We start from the raw sequence: 24,151 nt of genomic DNA on the forward strand, positions 1-24,151 counted from the left end.
TCTGCTCATACACCATTTAGTATATCATAATCTGTCGGGAATTTCTCTATAAAATCGAAAAAACCGAAAAAATTTTCGCGTGAGATATGAGATGTTTTTAAGCGGTATCGCACAAATCACGGCGTTTTTCCACCGATGATGTCCTCGGCGATATCTCGCTTGGAGCGACGCTGGTTCATAGCCTGCTGCTCGATGTAGGAATGCGCCTCCGGCTCGGTCATGCCGCAGCACTCGATGAGCAGACACTTGGCGCGGTCCACCTGACGGATATCCTCAATGCGCTTTTGCAGACGGCGGTTTTCGCTCTGCAGGCCGGTCAGACGGCTGCGCGCGGCGCGCGTCATGCGGAGCGCCTGCATGAACAGCACGCGCGAGAGCGGCTTGGGTACAACGAACACGCCGTCGTCCTCGACCTTTTCGGCAACACTGTCCGCAATCTCGGCCTTAGCGAGCAGGATCACGCCGGCAAGCGTATCATTTGCAGCCTGCTGTGCCATATCATGCCCGAATTCATCGGGCAGCGGCGTGTTGACGAGGATTAGATCAAACAAGCCGTCCACCAGCATGCGCCGGGCCTCCGCACCGGAGGAAGCAGGTGCAAGCTGAGCCTGTACGCCGCAGGACGTTAAAAACTGGGAAAGCATGGTGCGAGATTTTTCGGTTGCAGAAACGAGAAGAATGCGTTCCATGCGGTGTGCTCCTCCTTTCAAACGGTATTATGTGGGATTAGTAGCGTTCAAAATAGAGGGAGCGTTCGGCAGCCGTGCGGTCGTCGGCAAGCACGATGCGGTCGTGTTCGGCCTGCTTGGCCGCGAAAAAGGCCGTGCGTGCCTTTTCGGGCAGGTACTTGGTGATAAAGTCGCTGTCCTTGGCGATGCGGATCGCATCGCACAGAGCGCCGGGCAGAGTCTTGTAACGGGCGCGTACCTCGTCGGAGGCGGTGAACAGGTTTTCGTCGCAGGCGGGCGGCAGGGGCAGTCCCTGCTCGATGCCGTCCAGACCGGCGTGGATGAGCAGCGCAAATACGATGTACGGGTTGATGCAGCCGTCGAACGCACGCAGCTTGAAGCGGTGCGCCGTGCTGTCTTCGGAGAGCGGCACGGTGATGAGCGGACGGCTGTTCTGATGCGACCAGGTGATGTACTTGGGCGCTTCAAACTCGCCCAGACGCTGGAACGAGTTGGTGAGCGGATTGCAGAAGATGGTCATCTCGGCAGCACGCTGCAGAATGCCCGCCACAAAGCTCTGGCCCTCGGCAGATTCTTCAAACGAGGGTTGGAACAGATTCTTGCCGTTTTTGTTTATCGAAACAGACAGATGCAGTCCGCTGCCCGGCGCATGCGGGAGCGGCTTGGGCAGGAAGGACGCAAACAAGCCGCTTGAAGACGCCATGGACTTGACAACCCACTTGAAGGTGACAAAATTGTCGGCTGCTTCAAGGGCTTCGGCGTAGCGGAAGTCAACCTCGTTCTGGCCGGGACCCTGCTCGTGGTGCGAGGACTCCGGCTGGATGTTCATCTCCTCAAGCGTCAGGCAGATCTGACGGCGCACGTTTTCCGCCTTGTCGAGCGGCGCTACATCGAAATACTCGCCGTGATCGTGCGGAATGGTGGTTGGATGGCCGTTTTCATCCAGCTCGAACAGGTAAAACTCGCTTGCCGTGCCCATGGTCAGCGAGTAGCCTGCGCGGCGCGCACGGCGGTTGGCCTCACGCAGCAAATGACGGCCGTCGCCCTCGAACGGCGTGCCGTCCGGATAGCGAATGTCGCAGTAAAAGCGCACTACACGGCCCTGAGCCGGCCGCCACGGCAGAACGGAAAGCGTTGCCGGATCGGGAAACAGCAGCAGATCAGACGCTTCTACATTGAGAAAGCCGCGCAGCGCCGCCGCGTTGAAGTGGATGCCCTGCTCGAAGGCGCGTTCCAGCTCGGTCGGCATGATGGCGATGTTCTTCTGGTTGCCGAAAATATCGCAAAACGCAAGACGAATGAACTTTACGTCGTTCTCCTGAATAAATTGTACGACTTCGCTCATGGTGGTGTCCATAAAGTCATACCTCCTTTAAGAATGAAAGATTTTCTTCAGAGTGAAGAGTGGAGAGTGAAGAGTTGGTGTAAGGTAGGAGTTAGGAGTGAAGAGATAGGAGTTGACAGATAGGTGCAATTCGCAGGTGCCGTCCACAATCTCCAGATAAACGAGTTGTGCGACACGGGTATGTCGCGCCTGCGTAGATGAAACCACCGGTGTAGCAGTAAGCTATCTGTGAACTGCGAATATTTCACGAAAGACACGCAATGGTAACCCGACTGCCGTTCTCCTTTTCGCAGCGGTCTCGCCTCTCCGATTTTCGCCGTGTTATGATAGGAAAAGGGTGATTCACAAGAGGGTACGCACTCATTAAATCCGCGCACAGCGCGGGAAAAAGGTTTAGTGGCCTACGGGCAAACCTTGGTGTCTACCCTCTTGTGCCCCTGCCGGGCAGGCAAGTTACGTTCGCTTCGTAAGCGAAAATCTCACGAATGGAGATCATTCCGCAAAGCGGGATTACGCCTCGAAGGTATAAAGCTGCTTATACCCAGCCTCCGGGTTCGGCGTGAGGACGAAATACTTCTGCGAAAGCAGATTTTCCGCGTCTGCACCGAACAGCTGCGCGTATTCCTTGATATACGGTGCAAATTCGGTCATATCGTCCTCGGAGACCTCGCTCACGAGGACCTGACGCGGCAGATCGGTCGGTGCTTTATCACATCTTAACACAATTTTGCCGCCGTGCATACCGGTTCCGCAGAAATTGTTGACCGGATACGCGCCGTTCTGACCGATGCCGAGCACAAGAATGAGACCGCCGGCGAGATACTCGCCGAGGAACGAACCTGCCTTGCCGCCGACTACCATAACAGGGAAGTGCTGCTGGTAGGCCTTCATGTGGATGCCGGCGCGGTAGCCGCAGTCGCCCTTGATATAGATCTTGCCGCCGCGCATCGCGTAGCCGCAGGCATCGCCGACACTGCCGTGCACAACGATCTCACCGGCGTTCATGGTGTCACCGACGGCCTCCTGCGCGTTGCCGAAGACCTCAATGGTGGAGCCGTTCAGATACTGACCGAGACCGTTGCCTGCCGTGCCGTGCACGGTGATCTTGCGGTCGGTGGAGCCGCAGCCGATGTAGCGCTGGCCGATCACGTTTTCAACCGTGATCTCGCTGTCCTGCGCTGCGCGGATCTGCTCGTTTACTTGTTTATAATAGGTAAGTCCTGCCTGTACAGTTGTCATTTTCGCGCACCTCCTGTGCTTATTCGCCTGCGTGCTTGATGCCGAGGATGTTCAGCTCACGGTCGGTCAGACTGATGCCGCGCAGCATAAGACGGTTGCCGCGCAGTGCCTCGATGGAGTTGATGCCCATGCCGCCCATCATTTCCTTGAGCTCGTGATCCCATGCAGTGAGCAGGTTGATGAGACGCTGGGAGCCGATATCCGGATTCAGGCGCTTGACCAGCTCCGGACGCTGGGTTGCAATGCCCCAGTTGCACTTGCCGGTCTGGCAGGTGCGGCACAGGTGACAGCCCATTGCTAGCAGAGCCGCGGTGCCGATGTAGCATGCATCCGCGCCGAGCGCGATGGCCTTGAGCAGATCGGCGGAGTTGCGGATGGAGCCGCCGACAACGACCGAAACCTCATCACGGATGCCCTCGTCGCGCAGACGCTGATCGACAGCGGCGAGCGCCAGCTCGATCGGGATGCCGACGTTGTCGCGGATGCGGGTCGGAGCCGCGCCGGTGCCGCCGCGGTAGCCGTCGATGCAGATGATGTCTGCACCCGAGCGGGCCACGCCGGAAGCGACTGCTGCTACATTATTTACGGCTGCAATCTTGACCATAACCGGCTTCTTATATTCGGTAGCCTCCTTCAGCGAGTAAACCAGCTGACGCAGGTCCTCGATGGAGTAGATATCATGATGCGGCGCCGGAGAGATCGCGTCCGTGCCCTCCGGGATCATACGGGTCTTGGAGATATCCGGGCCGACCTTGAGTCCGGGCAGATGGCCGCCGATACCCGGCTTTGCGCCCTGACCCATCTTGATTTCAATAGCAGCACCGGCTTCGAGGTAATCCTTATGTACGCCGAAACGGCCGGATGCAACCTGCACGATGGTGTGCGGGCCGTACTGGTAGAAGTCCTGATGCAGACCGCCTTCACCGGTATTATAATAGGTGCCGAGCGCGCTTGCAGCGCGTGCGAGTGCGGCATGTGCGTTGTAGGAGATCGAGCCGTAGCTCATTGCGGAGAACATGATCGGCAGGTTGAGCTCCAGCTGCGGTGCCAGATTGGGAACCAGATTGCCGTTCTCGTCACGCTCAATCTTGCCCGGCTTTTTGCCGAGGAAGGTCTTGGTCTCCATCGGCTCGCGCAGCGGGTCGATGGACGGATTGGTAACCTGCGAAGCGTTGATGAGAATTTTATCCCAGTAGATGGGGTGCGGGTCCGGGTTGCCCATCGAGGACAGCAGCACGCCGCCCGAGCCTGCCTGGCGGTAAACCTCGGAGATCGCCTTGCCGGTCCAGTTGGCGTTCTCACGGAACGTGTGGTCGGTCTTTACGATTTTAAGGGCACGGGTCGGGCACAGCGCCACGCAGCGGTGGCAGGCTACGCATTTTGACTCGTCCGCCTGCATGCGGTTGTTGTCGGCGTCCCAAAAGTGTACTTCGTTCGCGCACTGACGCTCGCAGGCGCGGCAGTTGATGCAGCGGTCGTTGTTGCGGACGACCTCATACTGCGGATATAAGAAATCGATAGCCATTACTGGTTCCCTCCGTTCTTCAGATTAACGATGACCGGCTCGCCGCCCTTGGGCGCCCACAGCTTATCCAGCTCAGGCTGGATGACGCGGATCGCGCATTCCTCGGAGGCGATGTATACGGTGTCGTCCTTTTCGCCGACAACCATGCTGCGCAGCTTGAGTCGGTCGTTGAGTGCCATCAGGCCGCCGGTGTAGCCGACCAGAATGGAGAACGGACCGGTAACCATCAGCGAAGCGAAGGCATTGCGCAGATAGGTCAGGCGCTCGCGCTCTTTGGGCTCCTGCTTTTCGATGGTGGACCAGAACGGAGCCGCAATGACATTTGCAATCTCGCTGTACGTCATGCCCAGCTTGCGGCCAAGGTAATCAATAATGTAGGTGATAACCTCGGTGTCGGTCAGCAGATCGCACGAGTAGCCGAACATCTCAATGAAGCGGCGGTTTGCATCATAAGAGGAAATCTCGCCGTTGTGGACAACGGTGGTATCGAGCAGCGCAAACGGGTGCGCGCCGCCCCACCAGCCCGGTGTGTTGGTCGGATAACGGCCGTGGCAGGTCCAGGAGTAGGCCTCGTAGTTTTCCAGCATGTAGTACTCGCCGACGTCCTCGGGAAAGCCGTTTGCCTTGAAAACGCCCATGTTCTTGCCGGAGGAGAAGATGTAAGCGCCGTTCAGCGTGTGATTGATGCGGATGACAAAGCGGGAGGTGAACTCACGCTCCTCGAGCTGGCTGGCTGCCAGCTTGGTCGGCAGGGGCGTAACGAAGTAGCGCCAGATCATCGGGGCATCCGTGATGCGCGGATGCTGGCGTGTCGGGATCTTGGACAGGTTTACAATGTCAAAGTGACGCTCGATTTCGCGCTCGCACTCTTCTTTAGCCGCCTGCGTATCATAGAATACATGGAACGCATAGTAGTCGGCGTATTCAGGGTAGATGCCGTAGCCGGCAAAGCCGCCGCCCAGGCCGTTGGAACGATCGTGCATGGTGCGGATAGAGTCGATAATGCGGGTGCCGTTCTCACGGGTGCCGTCCTTGTGGAAGATACCGGAGATCGCGCAGCCTGCGGGGATGCGGACTTGCCCTTCTTTTTGTAACATGGTGCTTCCTCCTTATATGTTGCGCTGAAATTACGGATTCAGAGAAGCAGGCTTCGGCGGGTGCTTTCAGATAGAAGGCGATATGTACCGGCTGCTTAACAAAATAAAAAGGTGCTCGCCGCAGCAGAGGATCAAAAGCCTTAAATCCTCAGCTATGGCGAACACCTTTGTTCGCTTCATATTTTATAGCAGGGAACCGGGAATCGTCAAGCGCAAAGAACATAAAAAAGTGAATTTTCACATTTTGCACAGGAAGTGACGGTGCGGACAAGCGAAAATTAAGTATGTTGTAGCAAATCTTCCGGAAATGAAAAAAACACCATAATCTCCCTTGACAAAGCAAGGCAGGACGGCTATAATGCAAAGTGTAAACAGCAAAGGCGCTGTGGGCACACGACCCGCAGCGCCTGTTTTGTTTTATTCAGTTTGTTTGCTATTAAAATTAACATATGTAAGGAGCGAACCATTCATGAGCATTACGAATGTTCCCGAGCTGTTCGGCAGCATGGTGTTTAGCGACACTGTGATGAAAGAACGTCTTCCCAAGGACGTTTACAAGAAGCTGAAGAAGACCATGCGCGAGGGCACCGCGATTGACGCCGATGTTGCTGCTGTTGTTGCAACGGCAATGAAGGACTGGGCGATCAGCAAGGGGGCAACCCATTACACGCACTGGTTCCAGCCGATGACCGGCATCACCGCCGAGAAGCACGACTCGTTCATCTCTCCGACCGACGACGGTCATGTGATGATGGAGTTCTCCGGCAAGGAGCTGATCAAGGGCGAACCGGACGCATCGTCCTTCCCGTCCGGCGGTCTGCGCGCAACCTTCGAGGCACGCGGCTACACCGCATGGGACCCGACCAGCTACGCATTTGTAAAGGATGGTTCCCTTTACATTCCGACCGCATTCTGCTCCTACACCGGTCAGATCCTCGATAAGAAGACGCCGCTGCTGCGCTCGATGGACGCCATCAGCACACAGGCGTGCCGCATCCTCAAGCTGTTCGGCAAGGATGTTAAGCGTGTAACCACCACCGTAGGCCCGGAGCAGGAGTACTTCCTGATCGACCGCAAGGATTACACGAAGCGCAAGGACCTGATCTTCACCGGCCGCACTCTGTTCGGCGCAATGCCCCCGAAGGGTCAGGAGATGGACGATCACTACTTTGGCGCACTCCGTCCGCGTGTAGCTGCCTTCATGAAGGATCTTGACGAGGAACTGTGGAAGCTGGGTATCCTCTCCAAGACCAAGCATAACGAGGTTGCACCGTGCCAGCACGAGATGGCGCCGATCTTCTCCACCACCAACATCGCTACTGACCACAATCAGCTGACCATGGAGGTCATGCGCACGGTGGCACAGAAGCACGGTTTCACCTGCCTGCTGCATGAGAAGCCGTTTGAAGGCGTAAACGGCTCCGGCAAGCACAACAACTGGTCGATTTCCACCGATGCAGGCGAGAACCTGCTCGAGCCGGGCAAGAACCCGAGCGAAAACACCCAGTTCATCCTGTTTCTGACCGCCGTTATCAAGGCTGTTGACGAATATCAGGATCTGCTCCGCATTTCCGTCGCTTCTGCCGGCAACGATCACCGTCTGGGCGCGAACGAGGCGCCTCCGGCGATCATCTCCATGTTCATCGGCGACGAGCTGCAGGCTATTCTGGATTCCATCGAGTCCGGCGAGGACTACACCGACGTTTACAAGACCAAGATGGATCTGGGCGCTGCGGTTCTGCCGGTGATTCCGAAGGACACCACCGATCGCAACCGTACCTCTCCGTTCGCCTTCACCGGCAACAAGTTCGAGTTCCGTTCGCTGGGCTCTGCGGTCAACATCGCATGCGCAAACGTTATGCTGAACACCGCAGTCGCTGAGGAGCTCCGCCAGTTCGCTGACGAACTGGAGGGCGCCGAGGACTTTGAGAAGGCGCTGATGGCACTCGTAAAGCGCGAGATCAAGGCGCACAAGCGCATCATCTTCAACGGCAACGGCTACGACGAGTCCTGGGTTGCCGAGGCGGAGAAGCGCGGCCTGCTCAACTTCAAGAGCGCGGCAGATGCATTCCCGCATTACGTTGACCAGAAGAACCTCGACCTGTTCGCAAAGCACAATGTTTACACCTCTGCGGAGATCTATTCCCGTATGGAGACCCAGCTTGAGGAGTACAACAAGATCCTGCACATCGAGGCTATGACCATGAGCGACATGGTACGCGAGGAGATCACTCCGGCGTGCATCGCATTTGAAAACGAGCTGGCAGGCACCGTCAATGCCAAGAAGGCAGCAGGCGTTACCGGCGGCATGGAGGCAGGTCTGCTGGGCAAGGTTTCCGAGCTGACCGAGGAGCTGTACACCAAGAGCGCAGCGCTCGACGAGGCTATTGCAGCCGTTCCGACCGACGACAACGAAAAGGCAGCACATTACTACCACGATGTTGTCATCTCCGCGATGGACGAAGTCCGTGCACCGGCCGACAAGCTGGAGGGTCTGGTAGGCAAGAAGTTCTGGCCGTTCCCGACCTACTCCGACATTCTGTTCTACGTTTAATAGAGCAGACATCAATTACATTCGTTAGAAAATATATTTCTATACACAATGGCGTGTATTTCCACTGTTTCTTCGGGGCGGTGGAGATATACGCCGTTTCTATTTCCAAGGGGGTTATTAAAAATGGATATCATGGAACTTGCTACGTCGATGGACATAGGCTGGACACTCGTTGCGGCGGCGCTGGTATTCTTCATGCAGGCCGGCTTCGCAATGGTTGAGACCGGCTTCACCAGAGCAAAGAATGCCGGCAACATCATTATGAAGAACCTGATGGACTTCTCGCTCGGCACGCCGATCTTCTGGATCCTCGGCTTCGGCATCATGTTCGGCGCGGCAAGCCCGTTCTTTGGCGGCTTTGATTTCTTCGCTGACGGCGTTGTCGGTGAGGGCTACGACTGGACGACCCTGATCTTCCAGACCGTATTCTGTGCGACTGCCGCGACCATCGTTTCCGGTTCGATGGCAGAGCGCACCAAATTCTCTGCATACTGCATTTACTCGATGATTATTTCTGCGGTCATTTACCCGGTTTCCGGTCACTGGATCTGGGGCGGCGGCTGGCTCGCAGAGCTTGGCTTCCATGATTTCGCAGGCTCCACGGCGGTACATATGGTCGGCGGCGTTGCCGCTCTGATCGGTGCAGCTATCCTCGGTCCCCGTATCGGTAAGTACACCAAGGACGGCAAGGCTCGTGCAATCCCGGGTCACTCCCTGACGCTCGGCGCTCTCGGCTGCTTCATCCTGTGGTTCTGCTGGTTCGGCTTCAACGGCGGTTCTACCGTTGCTCTGTCGGGCGGCGGTGCTGAGGTTGCATCCCGTGTATTTGTAACCACCAACATGGCAGCTGCTGTTGCAACCGTTACCGTTATGTGCATCACCTGGATCCGCTACAAGAAGCCGGACGTTTCCATGACGCTGAACGGCTCTCTGGCAGGTCTGGTAGCCATCACCGCAGGCTGCGATGTGGTTACTCCGTTCGGTTCGGTTATCATCGGTATCTGCGCAGGCTTTGCCGTTGTATTCGGCATCGAATTTGTCGATCAGAAGCTCAAGGTCGATGATCCGGTCGGCGCTGTTGGCGTGCACTGCATCAACGGCGCACTGGGCACCATCCTTACCGGCCTGTTCGCTTACTACAACGGTACAGAAGTTGAGCCTCTCGGCGTATTCTACGGCGGCGGCTTCCACTTCTTCGGCATTCAGGTTCTCGGCGTAGTCGCAGTCATCGCTTGGGTTGCGATCACCATGACCATCGTATTCAATGTTATCAAGCACACCATCGGCCTGCGCGTAAGCGAGGCTGAGGAGATCATGGGTCTGGATAAGCCTGAGCATGGCCTGTCCTCCGCATACGCAGATTTTATGCCGGTCGTTCCTACTGTTCTGGGCACCAAGGCTGGCGAAACTGCTGCAAAGATCAAGGATACCATCCCGGTAGCAGTCGAGAAGGCTGTTCCGGTCACCAAGGTGACGACCGAGGGCGCTTCGCACGAGCATAAGCTCAGCAAGATCGTTATTATTGCAAAGCAGTCCAAGTTTGAGGTGCTCAAGGAAGCACTGGCATCCATCGGCGTATCCGGCATGACTGTGACCAACGTAGTCGGCTGCGGCGTACAGAAGGGCGCTCCCGAGTATTACCGCGGCGCTGAGGTTGACGTAACCCTGCTGCCCAAGCTGAAGATGGAGGTTGTTGTATCCAAGGTTCCGGTTGAAACCGTTGTTGAAACGGTCAAGAAGGTTCTGTATACCGGTCATATCGGTGACGGCAAGATCTTCGTTTACGATGTGGAGAACGTCGTAAAGGTTCGTACCGGCGCAGAAGGCTTTGATGCCCTGCAGGACGATAACTAAATCGTATAAAGGAAAACGCTGAGCGGTGGCTCAGCGTTTTCTTTTTGCGGAATGAAACCGTTGTGTTCATTTTCCGCTTTCCAGTACTCACGGCTTGAAATTCGGAAAATACTTCTTCACGAACGGAATATCTTTAACCTTAAAGGTTTTCCCGTTGAGGTACTGCAAGGCTCCCGCGTCCTGCGCGAATCGGAAGGTGAGGGAATAGGCATAGAGCGCCTGACCGGTCTCGCCGTAGGGACGGTTGAGTTCGTTCGTGCCGTATTTGCCGTCACCGAGCAGCGGGCAGCCGATGGACGCCATATGTGCGCGGATCTGGTGCGTACGGCCGGTCAGCAGTTCACACTCCACGAGCGACAGTCTGCCGTGCGACGTGAGCGTGCGGTAGCGTGTGCGTGCGGTCTTGGCACCCGGCACGCGGGTCCTGTGCAGCGTGACCTGCTTGCGCTTTTCATCACGGCGGAGATAATTCTCGATCAGTCCCTCAGGCGGCTTGGGTCTGCCGTGCACGATGCACAGATACCGCTTTTCCATCTCGCGGTCCTTGATCTTATCATTTAATATGCGCAGCGCTTCAGCGGTCTTTGCCGCGATGACGATGCCGCCGGTGTTGCGGTCGATACGGTTGCACAGGGCTGGTGCAAATGACGCGGCATCATCCGGATTCCACGCACCGGACTGAAACAGGTACGCCTGAATGTGTGCGATGAGCGTATCCGTGTCGCCGTGCTCATCTGCGTGAACGACCATGCCCGGCGCCTTATCCGCCAGCAGGATGTGCTCGTCCTCGTACACGACGCGCACGCGCGGTGTTTTGATGCGGCGGAAGGCTTCTTCCTCCTTGGGTGCGTCAAAATATTCGTCATTGAGGTAAAGCTGCACGGAATCGCCCTCGGCGAGCTTGTAGGCAGCTTCAGTGCGCTTGTTATTGACCTTGATGCGCTTTAATCGCAGGTATTTGTGCATCATGCCGCCGGATAAAAGCGGCACAGCTTTCTCTAAAAATTTATTCAGACGTTGTCCGCTGTCGTTTTTTGTGATATAATATTCTCTCAAGGCAGGGTATCCTTTTCCGTTGATTTGCCCGTTTGGGTGAAACCAGTATACCGCATTTTCCGAAAAAAGAAAAGTGCGGGCGGACAGTTCGGAAAAATACCGTGTTTTGTAGATTTTTTGGTTGACAAAGACCGATTGTTTGTAGTATACTATCTTAGTACCATGTGAGGTTGACATGAAGATTGACTTAAAAAAGCTGAACACGTCTGCACATGCGTCGATTCCGTTCGATGAAACGATCGACCTGACGGACGAAAAGCTCTATGGCGCGAAGCCGTTTCAAAGCCCTGTCCACATCAAAGGCGTGGTTTCCAATGAAAGCGGTGTTGTGAGACTGGCGGGTTCGATCGAAACGATCTACTCCACCGAATGTGCACGCTGCCTGAAACCGCTCGAGATTCCGCTCTCAGCCGAGGCCGATATGATGCTCTCGGATGACCCCGAGGCGGAGGAAGAGGACGATCTTTTTGTGCTGACCAGCGACAGCGTGGATCCTGCGGACGTATTGGTGCCGGCATTGATCCTGCAGGTACAGATGACCTATCTGTGCAAAGAGGACTGTAAAGGCCTCTGTCCGCACTGCGGCGCCGACCGCAATGTGACCGACTGCGATTGCGATAAAAAGCAGATCGATCCGCGATTTGCCGCGCTGCGCGCCCTGCTCGATTCCGACAAGGGCGAATGAGTTCGTATTGAAAAATAAGACGATAGAGTAGGAGGTGTATCCAACATGGCAGTACCTAAGGGTAAAATTTCTAAGGCACGCCGCGACAAGCGTCGTAACTCCCACTGGAAGCTCTCTCTGCCCGGCATGGCTAAGTGCCCGAAGTGCGGCGAGATGAAGCTGGCGCACAGAATGTGCAAGGCCTGCGGCTATTACAACGGTCGTGAGGTTAAGTCCGTTAAGGAAGCGTAAGCCTTAAAACAGAACAGGAAAAATGGAGAAGGCCGGATAGCTTTCTCCATTTTTTTTCAGGTTTCGATGAAAAGGTTCGCCTTTGCATCGAGGGGGACGTACCGAGCACGGCTCGGATATGTTCCGGGCGCAAATCAGCGCGTCCTTGCGGGCATACTGATTTGCTTTCTTGTATCAAAAGCCACATATATGCTGCGGCTTTTTGTGAATTTTCTGCGGAAATTCTATTGAATGCGCGCTGACGCGCGGTTTTAACGAATTTCTTGCTTGCAATTTGTTTGCAAATGTCTTAAACTGACCTTAAAGGAGGGGAAATTTATGGCAAAGCCTATTGTTGCGATCGTCGGCCGTCCAAACGTCGGCAAGTCGCAGCTGTTCAACCGCTTGGCGGGCAAGCGGCTTTCCATCGTTGAGGATACGCCGGGCGTTACCCGCGACCGCCTGTACGCTGACAGCGACTGGCGCGGTCGTGATTTCACCGTCATCGACACCGGCGGCATTGAGCCGTCGAACGATAACGAGATTCTGCAGTTCATGCGCTTTCAGGCAGAGACTGCGATCTCGCATGCGGATGTCATTATTCTGATCACCGACCTGCGCACCGGCATTACTGCCGCCGATCAGGACGTTGCGTCCATGCTGCTGCGCTCGGGCAAGCCGCTCGTGCTGGCTGTCAACAAGTGCGACAAGCCGGGTGATCCTCCGGCGGAGTTTTATGAGTTCTACAACCTCGGTCTGGGCGAGCCGTACGGCATTTCCGCACTGCACGGCTACGGTGTCGGTGAGCTGCTGGATGCGGCTTACGAATACTTCCCGCCGGCAGACGAGGAAGAGGAGGACGCGGACCGCATTCGCGTGGCTCTCATCGGCAAGCCGAACGTCGGCAAGTCCAGTCTGCTCAACCGCGTGCTCGGTGAGGAGCGTGTTATTGTCTCCAACATCGCCGGTACGACCCGCGACAGTGTTGATGCCGATGTGGACAACACGCACGGCAAGTTTACGTTCATCGACACCGCCGGTATCCGTAAGAAGAGCAAGGTGGACGAGAAGATCGAGAAATTCTCGGTTATGCGTTCGCTGCTGGCGGTAGAGCGCGCCGATGTATGCGTTATCATGATTGACGCGACCGAAGGTGTTACCGAGCAGGACACCAAGGTGGCCGGAGAGGCGCACAACGCCGGTAAGGCGTGCATCATCGTGGTAAACAAGTGGGATCTGGTTGAAAAGGACGGCTCCACCATGAAGGAGTACACGCTGCGTGTCCGTGAGGGTCTGGCATACATGCCGTACGCACCGGTGCTGTTCATTTCCGCGCAGACCGGTCAGCGTGTGGATAAGCTGTTCTCGCTCATCCACGAGGTATACGAGCAGAACCACATGCGCATTCCGACCGGCCGACTCAACGCCATTCTCGCAGAGGCAACCGCACGCGTGCAGCCGCCTACGGACAAGGGCCGCCGTCTGCGTATCTTCTACATGACGCAGGCCTCCACCTGCCCGCCGACATTCGTCTGCTTCTGCAATGACGCGCGTCTGTTCCATTTCTCCTATCAGCGCTATCTGGAAAACCAGATCCGTGAGGTGTTCGGTCTGACCGGTACGCCGGTACGCATGGTCATCCGCGAGCGCAGCGACAAGTCGCAGTAAGGAGAGGGCAACATGACACTTACGCATTTTGCGATCATTGCCGTGTGCGCGTACCTGCTCGGCTCGCTCAGCTTTGCGATCATTGTCAGCAAGGTGACGCTTGGCAAGGATATCCGCAACTACGGCAGCGGCAACGCCGGTCTGACGAACGCGTACCGCACGATGGGTGCGAAAAAGACGCTGTTCGTTCTGCTCGGTGACATTGCCAAGGGTGCCGCAGCGGTTTCGGTCGGCTGGGCGCTCGGCGGTCCGGTCGGCAAGCTGACAGCGGGTATTTTTGTTATCCTCGGCCACATGTTTCCGCTGTATTTCGGCTTTAAGGGCGGCAAGGGCGTGCTGGTCGGCGCGGTTATGCTCGCGTTTTTTGACTGGCGCGTGTTCGTCATTGCATTCGCGCTGTTCATCCTGTCGGTCGTGCTGACAAAGTGGATCTCGCTCGGTTCGATCCTCGGCGCGGTCAGCTTTCCGATCACGACATGGCTGTTCTATCGCGATCCGGTGCTGACGGCGATGGCGTTCGGCATGGCGGCGGCAGTTGTTTTCATGCACCGCTCGAATATCGGACGCATCCTGCACGGCACGGAAAATAAATTCTCTTTTAAGAGCAAAAAGACGATCGAAGCATCGCCTGACGGAGAGGAGAAGTAACATGAAGGTTTTTGTACTGGGTACCGGCGGTTGGGGCATCGCACTGGCGATGCTGCTGCACCAGAACGGACATGAAGTAACCTCGTGGACCTATCTGCAGGAGGAGTGTGACCTGCTGCACCGCGAGCGCTGCAACGAGAAGCTGCTGCCGGGTGTTGTCATTCCGGAGGGTATTGAGATTACGACCGACATGTCCGGCGCTGCCAAAGCGGATCTGGTCGTGCTGGCGGTGCCGTCCTTCGCGGTAGCGAGCACGGCAGAGCGGCTGGCGAAGATCGTGCCGCCGCATACGGTTATCGTCAACGTCGGCAAGGGCCTGGACTCCAAGCACGGCTACTGCCGGTTCTCCGAGACCATCTCGAACGCGATGAACGGCAGCAATCCGGTCGTTGCACTGACCGGTCCGACGCACGCCGAGGAGGTTGCACGCGGCATTCCGACGGCTATCGTAGCCGCTTCGGAGAGCCGTGCGGCGGCTGAGCTGACGCAGGCGGCGTTCATGAACGACACCAACTTCCGAGTGTACACCTCGTCCGACATTATCGGCTGTGAGCTGGGCGGTGCGTTCAAGAACATTATCGCACTCGGTGCCGGTATTTCGGATGGTCTGGGTCTGGGCGACAACTCCAAGGCGGCGTTCATGACCCGTGGTCTGACCGAGATCGCGCGTCTGGGCGTCAAGCTGGGCGCCAAGCAGGAGACATTTGCAGGTCTGTCCGGTGTGGGCGATCTGATCGTAACCTGCTGCTCTATGCACTCGCGCAACCGCCGTGCCGGTATCCTGATCGGCAAGGGCGCAACGGCGCAGGAGGCGATGAAGGAGGTTGGCGCAACGGTCGAGGGCTATTACGCGACCGAGGCGGGCTATCACCTTGCACAGCAGCAGGGCGTGTCCATGCCGATCACCGAAGCGATGTACGCTGTGCTGTACGGCGGAATGCCTGCTCAGGAGGCGATCAAGCATCTGCTCAATCGTCCGCGTCGCGGCGAGCACGAAGAGGTCTGGGTGCACTGAGAAGCTGAAAAGGAAAAGAGAAAGAGAAAACCGACGGTGTGTGCCGTCGGTTTTCTGTATTTCGGAAAAATTTGCGAAAAAAGAAAGAAAAGTGTTGACAGGGGACACATTACCTGATATAATAAATCTTGCTTTGAGGCGGTAAGCCAAAAGCGAGATGAAAGGAATATGCGGCTGTAGCTCATCTGGTAGAGCGCCACCTTGCCAAGGTGGAGGTAGCGAGTTCGAGCCTCGTCAGCCGCTCCACCTTTTCTTCTCAAAATCACATATGCGGCTGTAGCTCATCTGGTAGAGCGCCACCTTGCCAAGGTGGAGGTAGCGAGTTCGAGCCTCGTCAGCCGCTCCAGTTAGTCCACTTGCGAAAGCAAGTGGATTTTTTGCTTTTTCTGTTCGCTGAAGATTGAGGAATGGGCGCCAATCTTTGGCGGGAAGTCGCCGCACCCTGCGGCGGGGCAAGAGGGTAGACACCAAGGTTTGCCCGTAGGCCACTAAACCTTGTTCCCGCGCCGTGCGCGGATTAAATGAGTACTACCCTCTTAACTCCCACTTCCTTTTGTTTGTTAGTCTGGCGCAGATCAGAGACCGGCGACCGCTTCGAAAAAGGGGAACAGCAGAGGATTTTTATTACCGCAGGGGAGCACAGTGTGCTCCCATTTCTTTACCTCTGCGCAGTGCCGGATTCCGTACTGCTACACATACCGGCTGCTCTGCGCAGGCGCGACACAAGGTGAATTGCCCGAAGAGCAAGAGAGGGTCCCCTGGGGGATATCCGTGTCGCGCAACTCGTTTGCTCGGTGGTCATGGACGGCATCTGCGGGTTTTGTTTGATAACGGATGATACCGTAGCGTGCGACCTCGGCGCACCGCTTGTAACCCATCTGCACCTTGCGTAACCGCAGGGGCGGCTGTTGGCCGCCCGCACAACGCTTTACCGCTGCGTAATTCTCCATTCTCCATTTTCAATTCTCAATTTGCAGAATCTCCTCCGCAAACTGTTCCCGAACGCCTTCTTTATCCGATAGAAAATCATTCCACCGGAACAACCCTGTATGCGGATTCTCCGACAGCTTCCCATAAACCGAATAGGGCAGCAGCTGCGCCTGATACCTTGCGCTCCATCTCGAGTACCGTTGCATAAAGCGTTCTGCAAGCCGATACGCCTGACAATCCTTATCCGCATCACGCGCGGGATTGAGCGCGCTGAGCTGCACGCCGCCGCCTTTACAATCGGTTTTACTGGGCGAGGGCGTAGAGTGCACGATGACAATGCTGCCGTCCCGGCAGGGACCGATGCACAGCCACACATGGCCGTCCATGCTGAAGATATCGCCGGGACGGAACGAGGACGGCTCCTGCAGGCCGTTGCCGCAGTCCTGACGGGAAAGGGTACCCCAGGCTCTTTGGGAAAGCGTATGGGCAAACTCGGCGGCGGGCGCGACATAGCCGTCGCAGTCGGAGACAGACGCACTCTCGGTATGCAGGGTATTGTACAGCGTCCAGCCGAGGTAGCCCGAGCAATCCAGACCGGCATAGCCGTACTGGTTCCAGCCGCCGGTCGGGTAGTAGCTGTGCGCGGGATTGCTGTCGTTGCGGTAGGTATAGCAGGCGTTCTGACGGTCGAAAAAGTCAATCCAGCTTTGCGGCAGACCAATGTGCATAGCGGTGTTGCCGGAGCTGGTATCCTGCCGGTTCCAGCCGCCGCCGTAGACGTACAGGGCGGTGCCGACAGGCATCAAGGCGGTTCTGAGCAGGTTTTGCAGGGTGCGCTGACCGGGAACACCGTGAACCGGCGGATGATACATCTGCGGAGCAGGCCGGATATACGCAACATCGCCGAACACCTGTGCATAACTTCCGACGATCCGGCCGGTGAGAAAGCACGGCAGAACGACAGCGCCGCCGGCTCGTGTGCGGATTTCAAACACAGCGCGGCAGGGAAGGTGCATGCCGTCTACCGTGATGGAATTGCCGCTGACGGCATTGATTACGCCTTGTGCATCCGGACGGGTGAGAACGGCCTGTGTCACCGTTCCCTGCCGGATGGTCAAATGATACGCCTGACCTTCCTGCAGGCGGTTCTGGATGGCGTAGCGGCCTTTATTGCACACGGCATAGCAGCGCACGCTGTCGTCCTGCCGAAACCGATGCGCAAACCGGTCTTTATCCTCGGCGCGGATGCAGCCGTAGCCCTGTACGCCTAAGTAAATGGATGGACCCATTTCATCACACTCCTTACCATCACAGTATAGGGCGGAGAAATGCGGAATATGAAAACAGCGTCCCGATCGGAGCGCTGAATGCAAAAAAACGAGCCTGTTTTCACAGACTCGTTTTTGTTATGCAATTAAAGTGCAGCCTTAGCCTTCTCAGCCAGTGCAGCGAATGCAGCCTGGTCGTTTACAGCCAGGTCAGCCAGCATCTTGCGGTTCAGGTCGATACCAGCCTTCTTCAGACCGTTCATGAAACGGCTGTAGTTGATATCGCAGGTCTTGCAAGCTGCAGAGATGCGGGTGATCCACAGACGACGGAAGTCACGCTTCTTGTGCTTACGGCCGATGTAAGCGTACTTCAGGCTCTTCATTACGGCCTGGTTAGCTACACGGTAGTGGGTAGACTTGGAACCCCAGTAACCCTTAGCACGCTTCAGGATCTTCTTTCTTCTTTTACGGGTCATCATTGCGCCCTTAACTCTTGCCATTGTGTTTGCCTCCTATATGAAAGATGTTGTTTTCTAACTTACTTGTACGGCAGCAGACGCTTCAGCTGTGCTACGTTGGTAGAATCTGCGAAGCCTTCCTTGCGGAGGTGGCGCTTCAGCTTAGTGGTCTTGCCATGGCCGTTGAGCAGGTGGCGCTTGCCAACGTGACCGCGCTTGAACTTACCGTTCTTGGTAACGGAAAATCTCTTTTTTGCACCGCTGTGCGTTTTGATCTTAGGCATAAGGTTTTGCTCCTCTCTGAATTTGCGCTATATCTGCGCGTTGGTTTTACTTGTCCTTTGCGGGCGCCAGAAACATCAGCATCTGGCGGCCTTCGAGCTTGGGCTGCTTTTCTACCGTGCTGCACTCCGAGCACAGCTCCGCGAAGCGATGGAGCAGATCCTGACCAAGCGACGCGTGCGTGACCTCGCGGCCACGGAAGCGAACCGAAACCTTGACCTTGTTGCCGTCCTGCAGGAAGCGGCAAGCGTTCTTTACCTTGGTGTTCAGGTCGCCGATGTCGATATTAGGCGTCAGGCGAATCTCTTTGATCTCCACGACACGCTGATTCTTTCGCGCTTCCTTCTCGCGCTTTGCCTGCTCGAAGCGGAATTTACCGTAATCCATGATCTTGCAGACAGGCGGCTTAGCCTGCGGCGCGATTTTGACCAGATCCATGCCCTTTTCTACGGCAATATCCTGTGCCTGCTGAATAGGCAGAATGCCGAGCTGTTCGCCGTCGTCACCGATCAGACGAACTTCCTTGTCGCGGATCTCTTCATTGATTTGATGTTCCATGCTGCTGATTGGTAAGCACCTCCAAACGAAATCGGTTTAAGACAAAAAGAAAAAGGACTGATCGAATGACCGTCCTCCAGAATAAAATCGCAGAGCGCGCAAAGCGGCTTCTGTGCTTTATTGACCCGTTTGCTTCGCTGCGGGTGAGGACCTGCCTTCTTCCTTGTTACCTCAAATACTATACCAGAATTAATTTACAAAGTCAAGGCTTTATTTCACGTTTTTTAACTGGTATGATTATTACAGTAACAGACATACTATGATCGTGTAAAGTGTAGTGCTGAATGCACAACATAAGGCTTTACAAATACGTCATAATTTGTTATGCTTAATACAAGGGACAGGAAACACCTGATTTCTCCCCTTTACTATGAATTTAAGGAGGTGCCGGACCCATGAGCGAGGAATACGGCAATGATTTTGTAACCCTGATCGACGAGGACGGCAACGAGGTCGAGTTTGAGCATATCGACACCGTGGAATATAATGGCGTGACCTATCTGGCGTTTATCCCTGCAGAAATCTCCATCGAGGAGGATGCAGAGGTTGTTATCATGCAGATCGTTGAGGAGAACGGCGAAGAGCTGCTCGAGGCAGTCGAGGATGACGAGATTGCAGATGCAGTGTTCGACATCGTTATGGAACGCGCCGAGGCAGAGGAGGAGTAATTCTCCGGCCGAGAGCATAAAATAAGAGTAAACAGCGCAGCTTCGTTATCGGAAGCAAAGCATTTTATTTCGGTAAGATCCTGCCCTGTTCGACAGCAGTCCTTTTTTAACCCACATTTTTAGTACGGGACTTCGGAAAGTTTTGATACTGAGCAGCAGGCCTCCCGGGTATACACGGAAGTTGGAAGCGCAGAGGTATCAAACAGAGGACCCACCTGCATGAGTCGTGCAGGTTACTAATTGGACTGCATCGGCAGGGTGGGGTTTTATTTTTTGCATGAGTACGGAAATCGAACCTCGGGTTTGTTAAATCGTTATATACGAAGGTTTGTCGCTTGCGAAGCGAACGAATCTTGCCTGCCCGGCAGGGGCACAAGAGGGTAGACACCAAGGTTTCCACCCTCTTGTGAATCACCCCTTTCCTTTGGGATAGCCTGGCGAAAATCGGAGAGCGGCGACCGCTCCGAAATAGGGGAACGGCAGAGGATTTTTATTACCGTAGGGGAGCACAGTGTGCTCCCATTTCTTTACCTATACGCAGTGTCAGATACTTTGCTGCTACACATAAGGGCAACTCTGCGCTGGGTGCGGCACAAGGTGAATTGCCCGAAGGGCAAGAGAGGGTCCCCTGGGGGATAACAGTGCCGCACAATTCGTTAGCGTGTTATTACAGACAGCACCTGCGGATTTAATCTTTGAAATTTATATTATATCCGTAGAGCACCCCGCCCTACGATAACATTTAACGGTATATGTCATTCGCAGGCGCTGTTCGTAATCTCTAGACTAACAGAAAAGAAAACACCCGAGGCATTGAAAATGCTTCGGGTGTTACATTTTTGTCCGTGACGCGGGACTGGATGATTCCATTTTTATATGTTTCCTTTCAAAAACAGGTATAAAAAAACCACGCGGCTGCTGTTTCTCTGCAAGCCCTGCGTGGAACCGATCAAAAAGTGCGGTTACTTTTCGCTCTGCGTCTTATGGTCATCACCAAAGATCAGATCGTCGATGTCCGGACGGTCGGGCTTCTGCGGAATAGAGAGTCTTCTCATGATGTCATGCCTCCTTGCTAATTTACTCTATATATTATTATAGCATGTTATTCTAAAATTGCAAATTAAATTCCTGTAAAGTTACACAAATTTCACAAAAGATAAGGGGCGGCTAACGATAAGCCGTCCCTTCTTGTGCCATTTCGTATGTAGTGCTTAGCGGCCGAAGTAGCTGAAGTGCATGTAGTCGCGCTTGCTGTGCCAGCCGTTGCCGCCCCAGGTGAAGCCGTACTTGGTGAAGGCATTGTAAACATCGCCGCCCTCGGGGATGGAGTACGGATCAATATACGGCGTCCAGTGGGTGCCGCAGGTCGGAGACAGAGAACCGTCCGAGTTGATGGTAGCTTCCATGTTCTCGTCCGGGTTGATATCAACTGCGGTGCCCTGCGAGTGCTCGCCGGTACGCCACGAGTAGCAGCCTACATCATAGATCGGGAACTTCTCGGAACCGTTGAAGATCTCCTCAAAGATGGCCTGATAGATGGAAGCCAGCGAAGCGTTTACCTGCAGGTAAGCCTTGGAGGCCACCTTGGTGCCGTCGGACTGCAGATGCCATACCGGAACCACGATCTCTACCATGTGAGCCTCAGCCTCAGCTGCGGACTGGTACTTGCCGTTGCCTGCGCCGTAAACATAGGTCATCTTCTCAGCCTCGGTCTGCGGCAGACCGGCGATGGTGGTTGCGGCAGAGGCGGAAGAACCAGCGGTGGTCGGCAGGTTAGCGGAGCCGTCAACCGCTGCAATCGGCGTCTTATCCGGCTTGAAGGCGGTGCAGAAGCGGTTTGCCATGATCAGCGCCTGCTCACGGGTGGTGGTGCCGGACGGGGCCAGAATGGTGGTGTCCGTGCTGGTATCGGTGATGCCGTTGATGACCGAATGATCGACCATGGTAACGACCGGCTGCATTGCGTAATCGCTGATCATGCTTACATCGGGGTAATCCTCGATGCAGGCATCACCGGCGATCTCAGTTGCTTCGATATCGGCAGCGGCGAGGATGTTGTCGAGCATGGTGCACATTTCCTCGCGGCTGATCTTGGCATCCGGATCAAAGTTGCCGTTGGTGCGGCCTTTTACAATGCCGAGCAGGTAAGCTGCGGTGACATTGGGGTCTGAGCAGTCCTCGAACGGCTTTTTGCCCGAAACATAGACAGCCTTGCCGCTGACAGCCTTGTAGGCGTTCAGCGCAACGGCACAGAACTCTGCGCGGGTGATAGAGCCGGAAGCGGCACTGTTGGACAGGGACGAAGGTGCCAGACCGGCATTCTGCGCAGCGGCAACGCCTTCCTGCGCCCAGTTGGACACATCGGATAATGCTCCCGCGCTCGGCATGAGCATTGCGGCAGTCAGCGCAAGCATACCGGCACGGCGAGCGATAGGATGAGACATTGAATTTTCCTCCTGACTGGTTGTTGGTTTGCCGATAAAACAAACCAGTATGTCAATAAATGGTCGAATTTAGGTGAAATTACAGTAATTGTAAATTTATACACATAGTCCACAGACTTTTCCACAAGCTGTCAAGAACCCGCGGCTCTGTCGAGTGAACGGTACTGCAGAGCCTCGGCGAGATGCTCAGCCTCGATGACACTGCTGTCTGCCAGATCGGCGATCGTGCGGGCAACACGCAGTACGCGGTCATGCGCACGGGCGGTCAGCCCCAGTCGCTGAAATGCGGCCGCAAACATACGAGACGCATCCGCACTCAGCGGGCAGTGCTCGGCAAGCTGCGGCGGCGGAATGGCGGCATTGCATACGTCGGCGCCCTGCCGGGCATACTGCCGCTCGCGCGCGGCGAGCACACGGGCACGAATGTCGGCGGAGTGTTCCTCACTGGCCTGACCTCGTGCGGCAAGCGCGGCGTATTCAACCGGCTGCACAGCAACCTGCAGGTCGATTCGGTCGAGCAGCGGACCGGACAGACGGTGCAGATACTGCTGAACGGCAGCCTTGGTGCAGGTGCAGCGTTCCGTGCCGTACCAGCCGCATTTGCAGGGATTCATCGCGGCAATGAGCTGAAACCGTGCCGGATACGTCACCTGACCGGCGACACGCGAGATGGTAACTCTGCCGTCCTCAAGCGGCTGGCGCAGGGTTTCGAGCACATCGCGGCGGAATTCCGGAAATTCATCCAGAAACAGCACACCGCGGTGCGCGAGCGTGATCTCGCCGGGGACGGGCAGCCGCCCTGCGGCCCCCGAACCGCCAGCCATCGCGTTAGCCGAGGAATTATGGTGCGGTGCACGGAACGGCCGTTCGGCACGTTCGACCGCCTCCTGTCCTCTGCCGATGGCGGACCAGACACGGATAACCTCCAGCCGTTCGCTGTCAGACAGCGGCGGCAGGATGGTGGAAAAGCGCTTTGCAGCCATGCTCTTGCCCGAACCGGGCGGTCCGGAAAGAAGCACGTTGTGTCCGCCTGCAGCCGCGATCTCGAGCGCGCGTTTGACCGCGTGCTGACCGAGCACATGCGCAAAATCCAGCGCATCGTCCTGCGGTTCGGGCCTGGGCGGAGGAGCACACGGCGTGAGCGGCTTTCTGCCGTTCAAATGTCCGAGCAGCTCATTTAATGTACGGATCGGAAACACCGTCACACCGGAAGCATAGGATGCTTCAGCGGCATTCATCGCGGGAACGAACACGGTTTTGAAACCGGCATCACGCGCGGCAAGCGCCATGGAAAGCGCACCGCAGACAGGCCGCAGCTCTCCGGTGAGGGAAAGCTCGCCGAAGAAGAGAGCGTTGTCGGGCGGTGCATCAATCTCGCCCGCTGCCGCCAGAATGGAAAGCAGAATGGGCAGATCGTATGCTGTTCCTGCCTTTTTTGTGTCGGCAGGTGCGAGGTTGACGGTCAGTCGGGACACGGGCCAGTCAAAGGCGCAGGCCTTTGCGGCGGCACGGACGCGCTCTCCGGCTTCGGATACCGCGCCGGTCGGCAGACCGACGACATCCAGCCGGGGAAGACCGCCGGAGAGGAAGCACTCGACGGTGACAATGTAGCCGTCAATGCCGCTCAGTCCTGCGGAGAATACGCGAGATACCATGCCGATCCCTCCGATACTTATGGCATAACCATATAACTATACATCTAATACTATACTATGTGTCATCAGATTACGCAATAAAAAACACGGAAAAAACACAGAAACTCCATGATAAAAAGTTTGCACGCGTTTCATAATACGAAACGGCTTATCAAAATTTGAAAAATAGTGCGGAAAATAGTACATTTACTGTTTACAACTTTGTGCGTGAGTGCTACAATGAAGGGGCAGGTAAGGCTTAGTTTAGGTTAAAATACACCAAAACGAGGGCTTTTAATTCCGATTGAGAATTATAATTTTTTA

Annotated in this window: 20 protein-coding genes, 2 tRNA genes and 1 other RNA gene; 11 read left to right on the forward strand and 12 right to left on the reverse strand. The window is 55.8% G+C overall.

What is annotated here, in order from left to right:
• Window positions 1–116: 116 nt before the first annotated feature.
• From C7386_RS07350 to C7386_RS07370, 5 genes are all read right to left on the reverse strand, one after another.
• Window positions 117–689, reverse strand: a complete 573-nt coding sequence (locus C7386_RS07350; RefSeq protein WP_110436141.1) for an ANTAR domain-containing response regulator — start codon at window positions 687–689, stop codon at window positions 117–119.
• A 37-nt stretch (window positions 690–726) separates the two neighbouring features.
• Window positions 727–2,046 carry a glutamine synthetase family protein gene (locus C7386_RS07355; protein WP_110436142.1) on the reverse strand — a complete coding sequence of 440 codons (1,320 nt, stop codon included), beginning with the start codon at window positions 2,044–2,046 and terminating at the stop codon, window positions 727–729.
• A 498-nt stretch (window positions 2,047–2,544) separates the two neighbouring features.
• Window positions 2,545–3,273, reverse strand: a complete 729-nt coding sequence (locus C7386_RS07360; RefSeq protein ID WP_116705161.1) for a GltB/FmdC/FwdC-like GXGXG domain-containing protein — start codon at window positions 3,271–3,273, stop codon at window positions 2,545–2,547.
• A gap of 19 nt (window positions 3,274–3,292) precedes the next feature.
• Window positions 3,293–4,798, reverse strand: coding sequence for a glutamate synthase-related protein (locus tag C7386_RS07365; RefSeq protein ID WP_116705162.1), 1,506 nt, complete (start codon window positions 4,796–4,798; stop codon window positions 3,293–3,295).
• Window positions 4,798–5,895, reverse strand: coding sequence for a class II glutamine amidotransferase (locus C7386_RS07370; protein ID WP_116705163.1), 1,098 nt, complete (start codon window positions 5,893–5,895; stop codon window positions 4,798–4,800). Before C7386_RS07370 ends, C7386_RS07365 begins: the two co-directional genes overlap by 1 nt.
• 475 nt (window positions 5,896–6,370) lie before the next feature.
• Between C7386_RS07370 and C7386_RS07375 the strand changes: the two genes are divergently transcribed.
• Both C7386_RS07375 and C7386_RS07380 read left to right on the forward strand, forming a co-directional pair.
• The gene (locus tag C7386_RS07375; protein WP_116705177.1) at window positions 6,371–8,449 is read left to right on the forward strand and encodes a glutamine synthetase III family protein; all 2,079 of its coding nucleotides are present in this window, start codon (window positions 6,371–6,373) and stop codon (window positions 8,447–8,449) included.
• Between the two features lie 123 nt (window positions 8,450–8,572).
• Window positions 8,573–10,303 carry an ammonium transporter gene (locus tag C7386_RS07380; protein WP_386026903.1) on the forward strand — a complete coding sequence of 577 codons (1,731 nt, stop codon included), beginning with the start codon at window positions 8,573–8,575 and terminating at the stop codon, window positions 10,301–10,303.
• An 87-nt stretch (window positions 10,304–10,390) separates the two neighbouring features.
• Here C7386_RS07380 and C7386_RS07385 read toward each other — a convergent pair whose 3' ends face one another.
• A complete protein-coding gene (locus C7386_RS07385; protein ID WP_110436147.1) occupies window positions 10,391–11,359 on the reverse strand; it encodes an RluA family pseudouridine synthase in 969 nt (322 codons plus the stop codon).
• Between the two features lie 175 nt (window positions 11,360–11,534).
• On the opposite strand from C7386_RS07385, the gene C7386_RS07390 reads away from it, so the two are divergent.
• From C7386_RS07390 to C7386_RS07420, 7 genes are all read left to right on the forward strand, one after another.
• Window positions 11,535–12,044 (forward strand): YceD family protein, encoded by a 510-nt coding sequence (locus tag C7386_RS07390; protein WP_110436148.1) that lies wholly within the window; start codon window positions 11,535–11,537, stop codon window positions 12,042–12,044.
• Window positions 12,045–12,089: 45 nt separating this feature from the next.
• Window positions 12,090–12,275 carry a 50S ribosomal protein L32 gene (gene rpmF / locus C7386_RS07395; RefSeq protein ID WP_110436149.1) on the forward strand — a complete coding sequence of 62 codons (186 nt, stop codon included), beginning with the start codon at window positions 12,090–12,092 and terminating at the stop codon, window positions 12,273–12,275.
• A 318-nt stretch (window positions 12,276–12,593) separates the two neighbouring features.
• Window positions 12,594–13,922: a ribosome biogenesis GTPase Der gene (gene der / locus C7386_RS07400; protein WP_110436150.1), complete on the forward strand. Its 1,329-nt coding sequence runs from the start codon at window positions 12,594–12,596 to the stop codon at window positions 13,920–13,922.
• 12 nt (window positions 13,923–13,934) lie between these two features.
• Entirely contained in the window at window positions 13,935–14,570 is a 636-nt protein-coding gene (gene plsY / locus C7386_RS07405) for a glycerol-3-phosphate 1-O-acyltransferase PlsY (RefSeq protein ID WP_110436151.1), read from the forward strand.
• A gap of 1 nt (window position 14,571) precedes the next feature.
• On the forward strand, window positions 14,572–15,585 hold the full coding sequence (locus C7386_RS07410; protein WP_110436152.1) for an NAD(P)H-dependent glycerol-3-phosphate dehydrogenase: 1,014 nt from the start codon (window positions 14,572–14,574) through the stop codon (window positions 15,583–15,585).
• Between the two features lie 170 nt (window positions 15,586–15,755).
• Window positions 15,756–15,831, forward strand: a tRNA-Gly gene (locus tag C7386_RS07415).
• A gap of 24 nt (window positions 15,832–15,855) precedes the next feature.
• Window positions 15,856–15,931, forward strand: a tRNA-Gly gene (locus C7386_RS07420).
• Between the two features lie 613 nt (window positions 15,932–16,544).
• Here the strand turns inward: C7386_RS07420 and C7386_RS07430 are convergent.
• From C7386_RS07430 to infC, 4 genes are all read right to left on the reverse strand, one after another.
• Complete coding sequence (locus tag C7386_RS07430) at window positions 16,545–17,804, reverse strand: hypothetical protein (protein WP_110436154.1); 1,260 nt, start codon at window positions 17,802–17,804, stop codon at window positions 16,545–16,547.
• Window positions 17,805–17,929: 125 nt separating this feature from the next.
• A complete protein-coding gene (rplT, locus tag C7386_RS07435) occupies window positions 17,930–18,283 on the reverse strand; it encodes a 50S ribosomal protein L20 (RefSeq protein WP_110436155.1) in 354 nt (117 codons plus the stop codon).
• 38 nt (window positions 18,284–18,321) lie between these two features.
• Window positions 18,322–18,525, reverse strand: coding sequence for a 50S ribosomal protein L35 (gene rpmI, locus C7386_RS07440; protein WP_054327617.1), 204 nt, complete (start codon window positions 18,523–18,525; stop codon window positions 18,322–18,324).
• A 46-nt stretch (window positions 18,526–18,571) separates the two neighbouring features.
• Entirely contained in the window at window positions 18,572–19,081 is a 510-nt protein-coding gene (gene infC / locus C7386_RS07445) for a translation initiation factor IF-3 (RefSeq protein WP_118360706.1), read from the reverse strand.
• Window positions 19,082–19,476: 395 nt separating this feature from the next.
• Between infC and C7386_RS07450 the strand changes: the two genes are divergently transcribed.
• Both C7386_RS07450 and ssrS read left to right on the forward strand, forming a co-directional pair.
• Window positions 19,477–19,749, forward strand: coding sequence for a DUF1292 domain-containing protein (locus C7386_RS07450; protein ID WP_110436156.1), 273 nt, complete (start codon window positions 19,477–19,479; stop codon window positions 19,747–19,749).
• A 74-nt stretch (window positions 19,750–19,823) separates the two neighbouring features.
• A non-coding RNA gene (gene ssrS / locus C7386_RS07455) (6S RNA) lies at window positions 19,824–20,018 on the forward strand.
• A gap of 942 nt (window positions 20,019–20,960) precedes the next feature.
• Here the strand turns inward: ssrS and C7386_RS07460 are convergent.
• Window positions 20,961–22,193, reverse strand: coding sequence for an S-layer homology domain-containing protein (locus C7386_RS07460; RefSeq protein ID WP_116705164.1), 1,233 nt, complete (start codon window positions 22,191–22,193; stop codon window positions 20,961–20,963).
• Between the two features lie 131 nt (window positions 22,194–22,324).
• Window positions 22,325–23,848, reverse strand: a complete 1,524-nt coding sequence (locus C7386_RS07465; RefSeq protein ID WP_116705165.1) for a YifB family Mg chelatase-like AAA ATPase — start codon at window positions 23,846–23,848, stop codon at window positions 22,325–22,327.
• Between the last annotated feature and the right edge of the window lie 303 nt (window positions 23,849–24,151).

Source organism: Agathobaculum butyriciproducens, from assembly GCA_003096535.1.
In the GTDB taxonomy this organism is placed as follows: Bacteria; Bacillota; Clostridia; order Oscillospirales; family Butyricicoccaceae; genus Agathobaculum; species Agathobaculum butyriciproducens.

Bases quoted from the DNA above. Each gene is read 5' to 3' on its own strand.
- C7386_RS07465 (WP_116705165.1), bottom strand. From the start codon at position 23,848: ATGGTATCTCGCGTATTCTCCGCAGGACTGAGCGGCATTGACGGCTAC.
- C7386_RS07430 (WP_110436154.1), bottom strand. From the start codon at position 17,804: ATGGGTCCATCCATTTACTTAGGCGTACAGGGCTACGGCTGCATCCGC.
- plsY (WP_110436151.1), top strand. From the start codon at position 13,935: ATGACACTTACGCATTTTGCGATCATTGCCGTGTGCGCGTACCTGCTC.
- rpmF (WP_110436149.1), top strand. From the start codon at position 12,090: ATGGCAGTACCTAAGGGTAAAATTTCTAAGGCACGCCGCGACAAGCGT.
- C7386_RS07355 (WP_110436142.1), bottom strand. From the start codon at position 2,046: ATGGACACCACCATGAGCGAAGTCGTACAATTTATTCAGGAGAACGAC.
- C7386_RS07450 (WP_110436156.1), top strand. From the start codon at position 19,477: ATGAGCGAGGAATACGGCAATGATTTTGTAACCCTGATCGACGAGGAC.
- C7386_RS07380 (WP_386026903.1), top strand. From the start codon at position 8,573: ATGGATATCATGGAACTTGCTACGTCGATGGACATAGGCTGGACACTC.
- C7386_RS07350 (WP_110436141.1), bottom strand. From the start codon at position 689: ATGGAACGCATTCTTCTCGTTTCTGCAACCGAAAAATCTCGCACCATG.
- C7386_RS07360 (WP_116705161.1), bottom strand. From the start codon at position 3,273: ATGACAACTGTACAGGCAGGACTTACCTATTATAAACAAGTAAACGAG.
- C7386_RS07390 (WP_110436148.1), top strand. From the start codon at position 11,535: ATGAAGATTGACTTAAAAAAGCTGAACACGTCTGCACATGCGTCGATT.
- rpmI (WP_054327617.1), bottom strand. From the start codon at position 18,525: ATGCCTAAGATCAAAACGCACAGCGGTGCAAAAAAGAGATTTTCCGTT.
- C7386_RS07365 (WP_116705162.1), bottom strand. From the start codon at position 4,798: ATGGCTATCGATTTCTTATATCCGCAGTATGAGGTCGTCCGCAACAAC.
- infC (WP_118360706.1), bottom strand. From the start codon at position 19,081: ATGGAACATCAAATCAATGAAGAGATCCGCGACAAGGAAGTTCGTCTG.
- rplT (WP_110436155.1), bottom strand. From the start codon at position 18,283: ATGGCAAGAGTTAAGGGCGCAATGATGACCCGTAAAAGAAGAAAGAAG.
- C7386_RS07410 (WP_110436152.1), top strand. From the start codon at position 14,572: ATGAAGGTTTTTGTACTGGGTACCGGCGGTTGGGGCATCGCACTGGCG.
- C7386_RS07370 (WP_116705163.1), bottom strand. From the start codon at position 5,895: ATGTTACAAAAAGAAGGGCAAGTCCGCATCCCCGCAGGCTGCGCGATC.
- der (WP_110436150.1), top strand. From the start codon at position 12,594: ATGGCAAAGCCTATTGTTGCGATCGTCGGCCGTCCAAACGTCGGCAAG.
- C7386_RS07460 (WP_116705164.1), bottom strand. From the start codon at position 22,193: ATGTCTCATCCTATCGCTCGCCGTGCCGGTATGCTTGCGCTGACTGCC.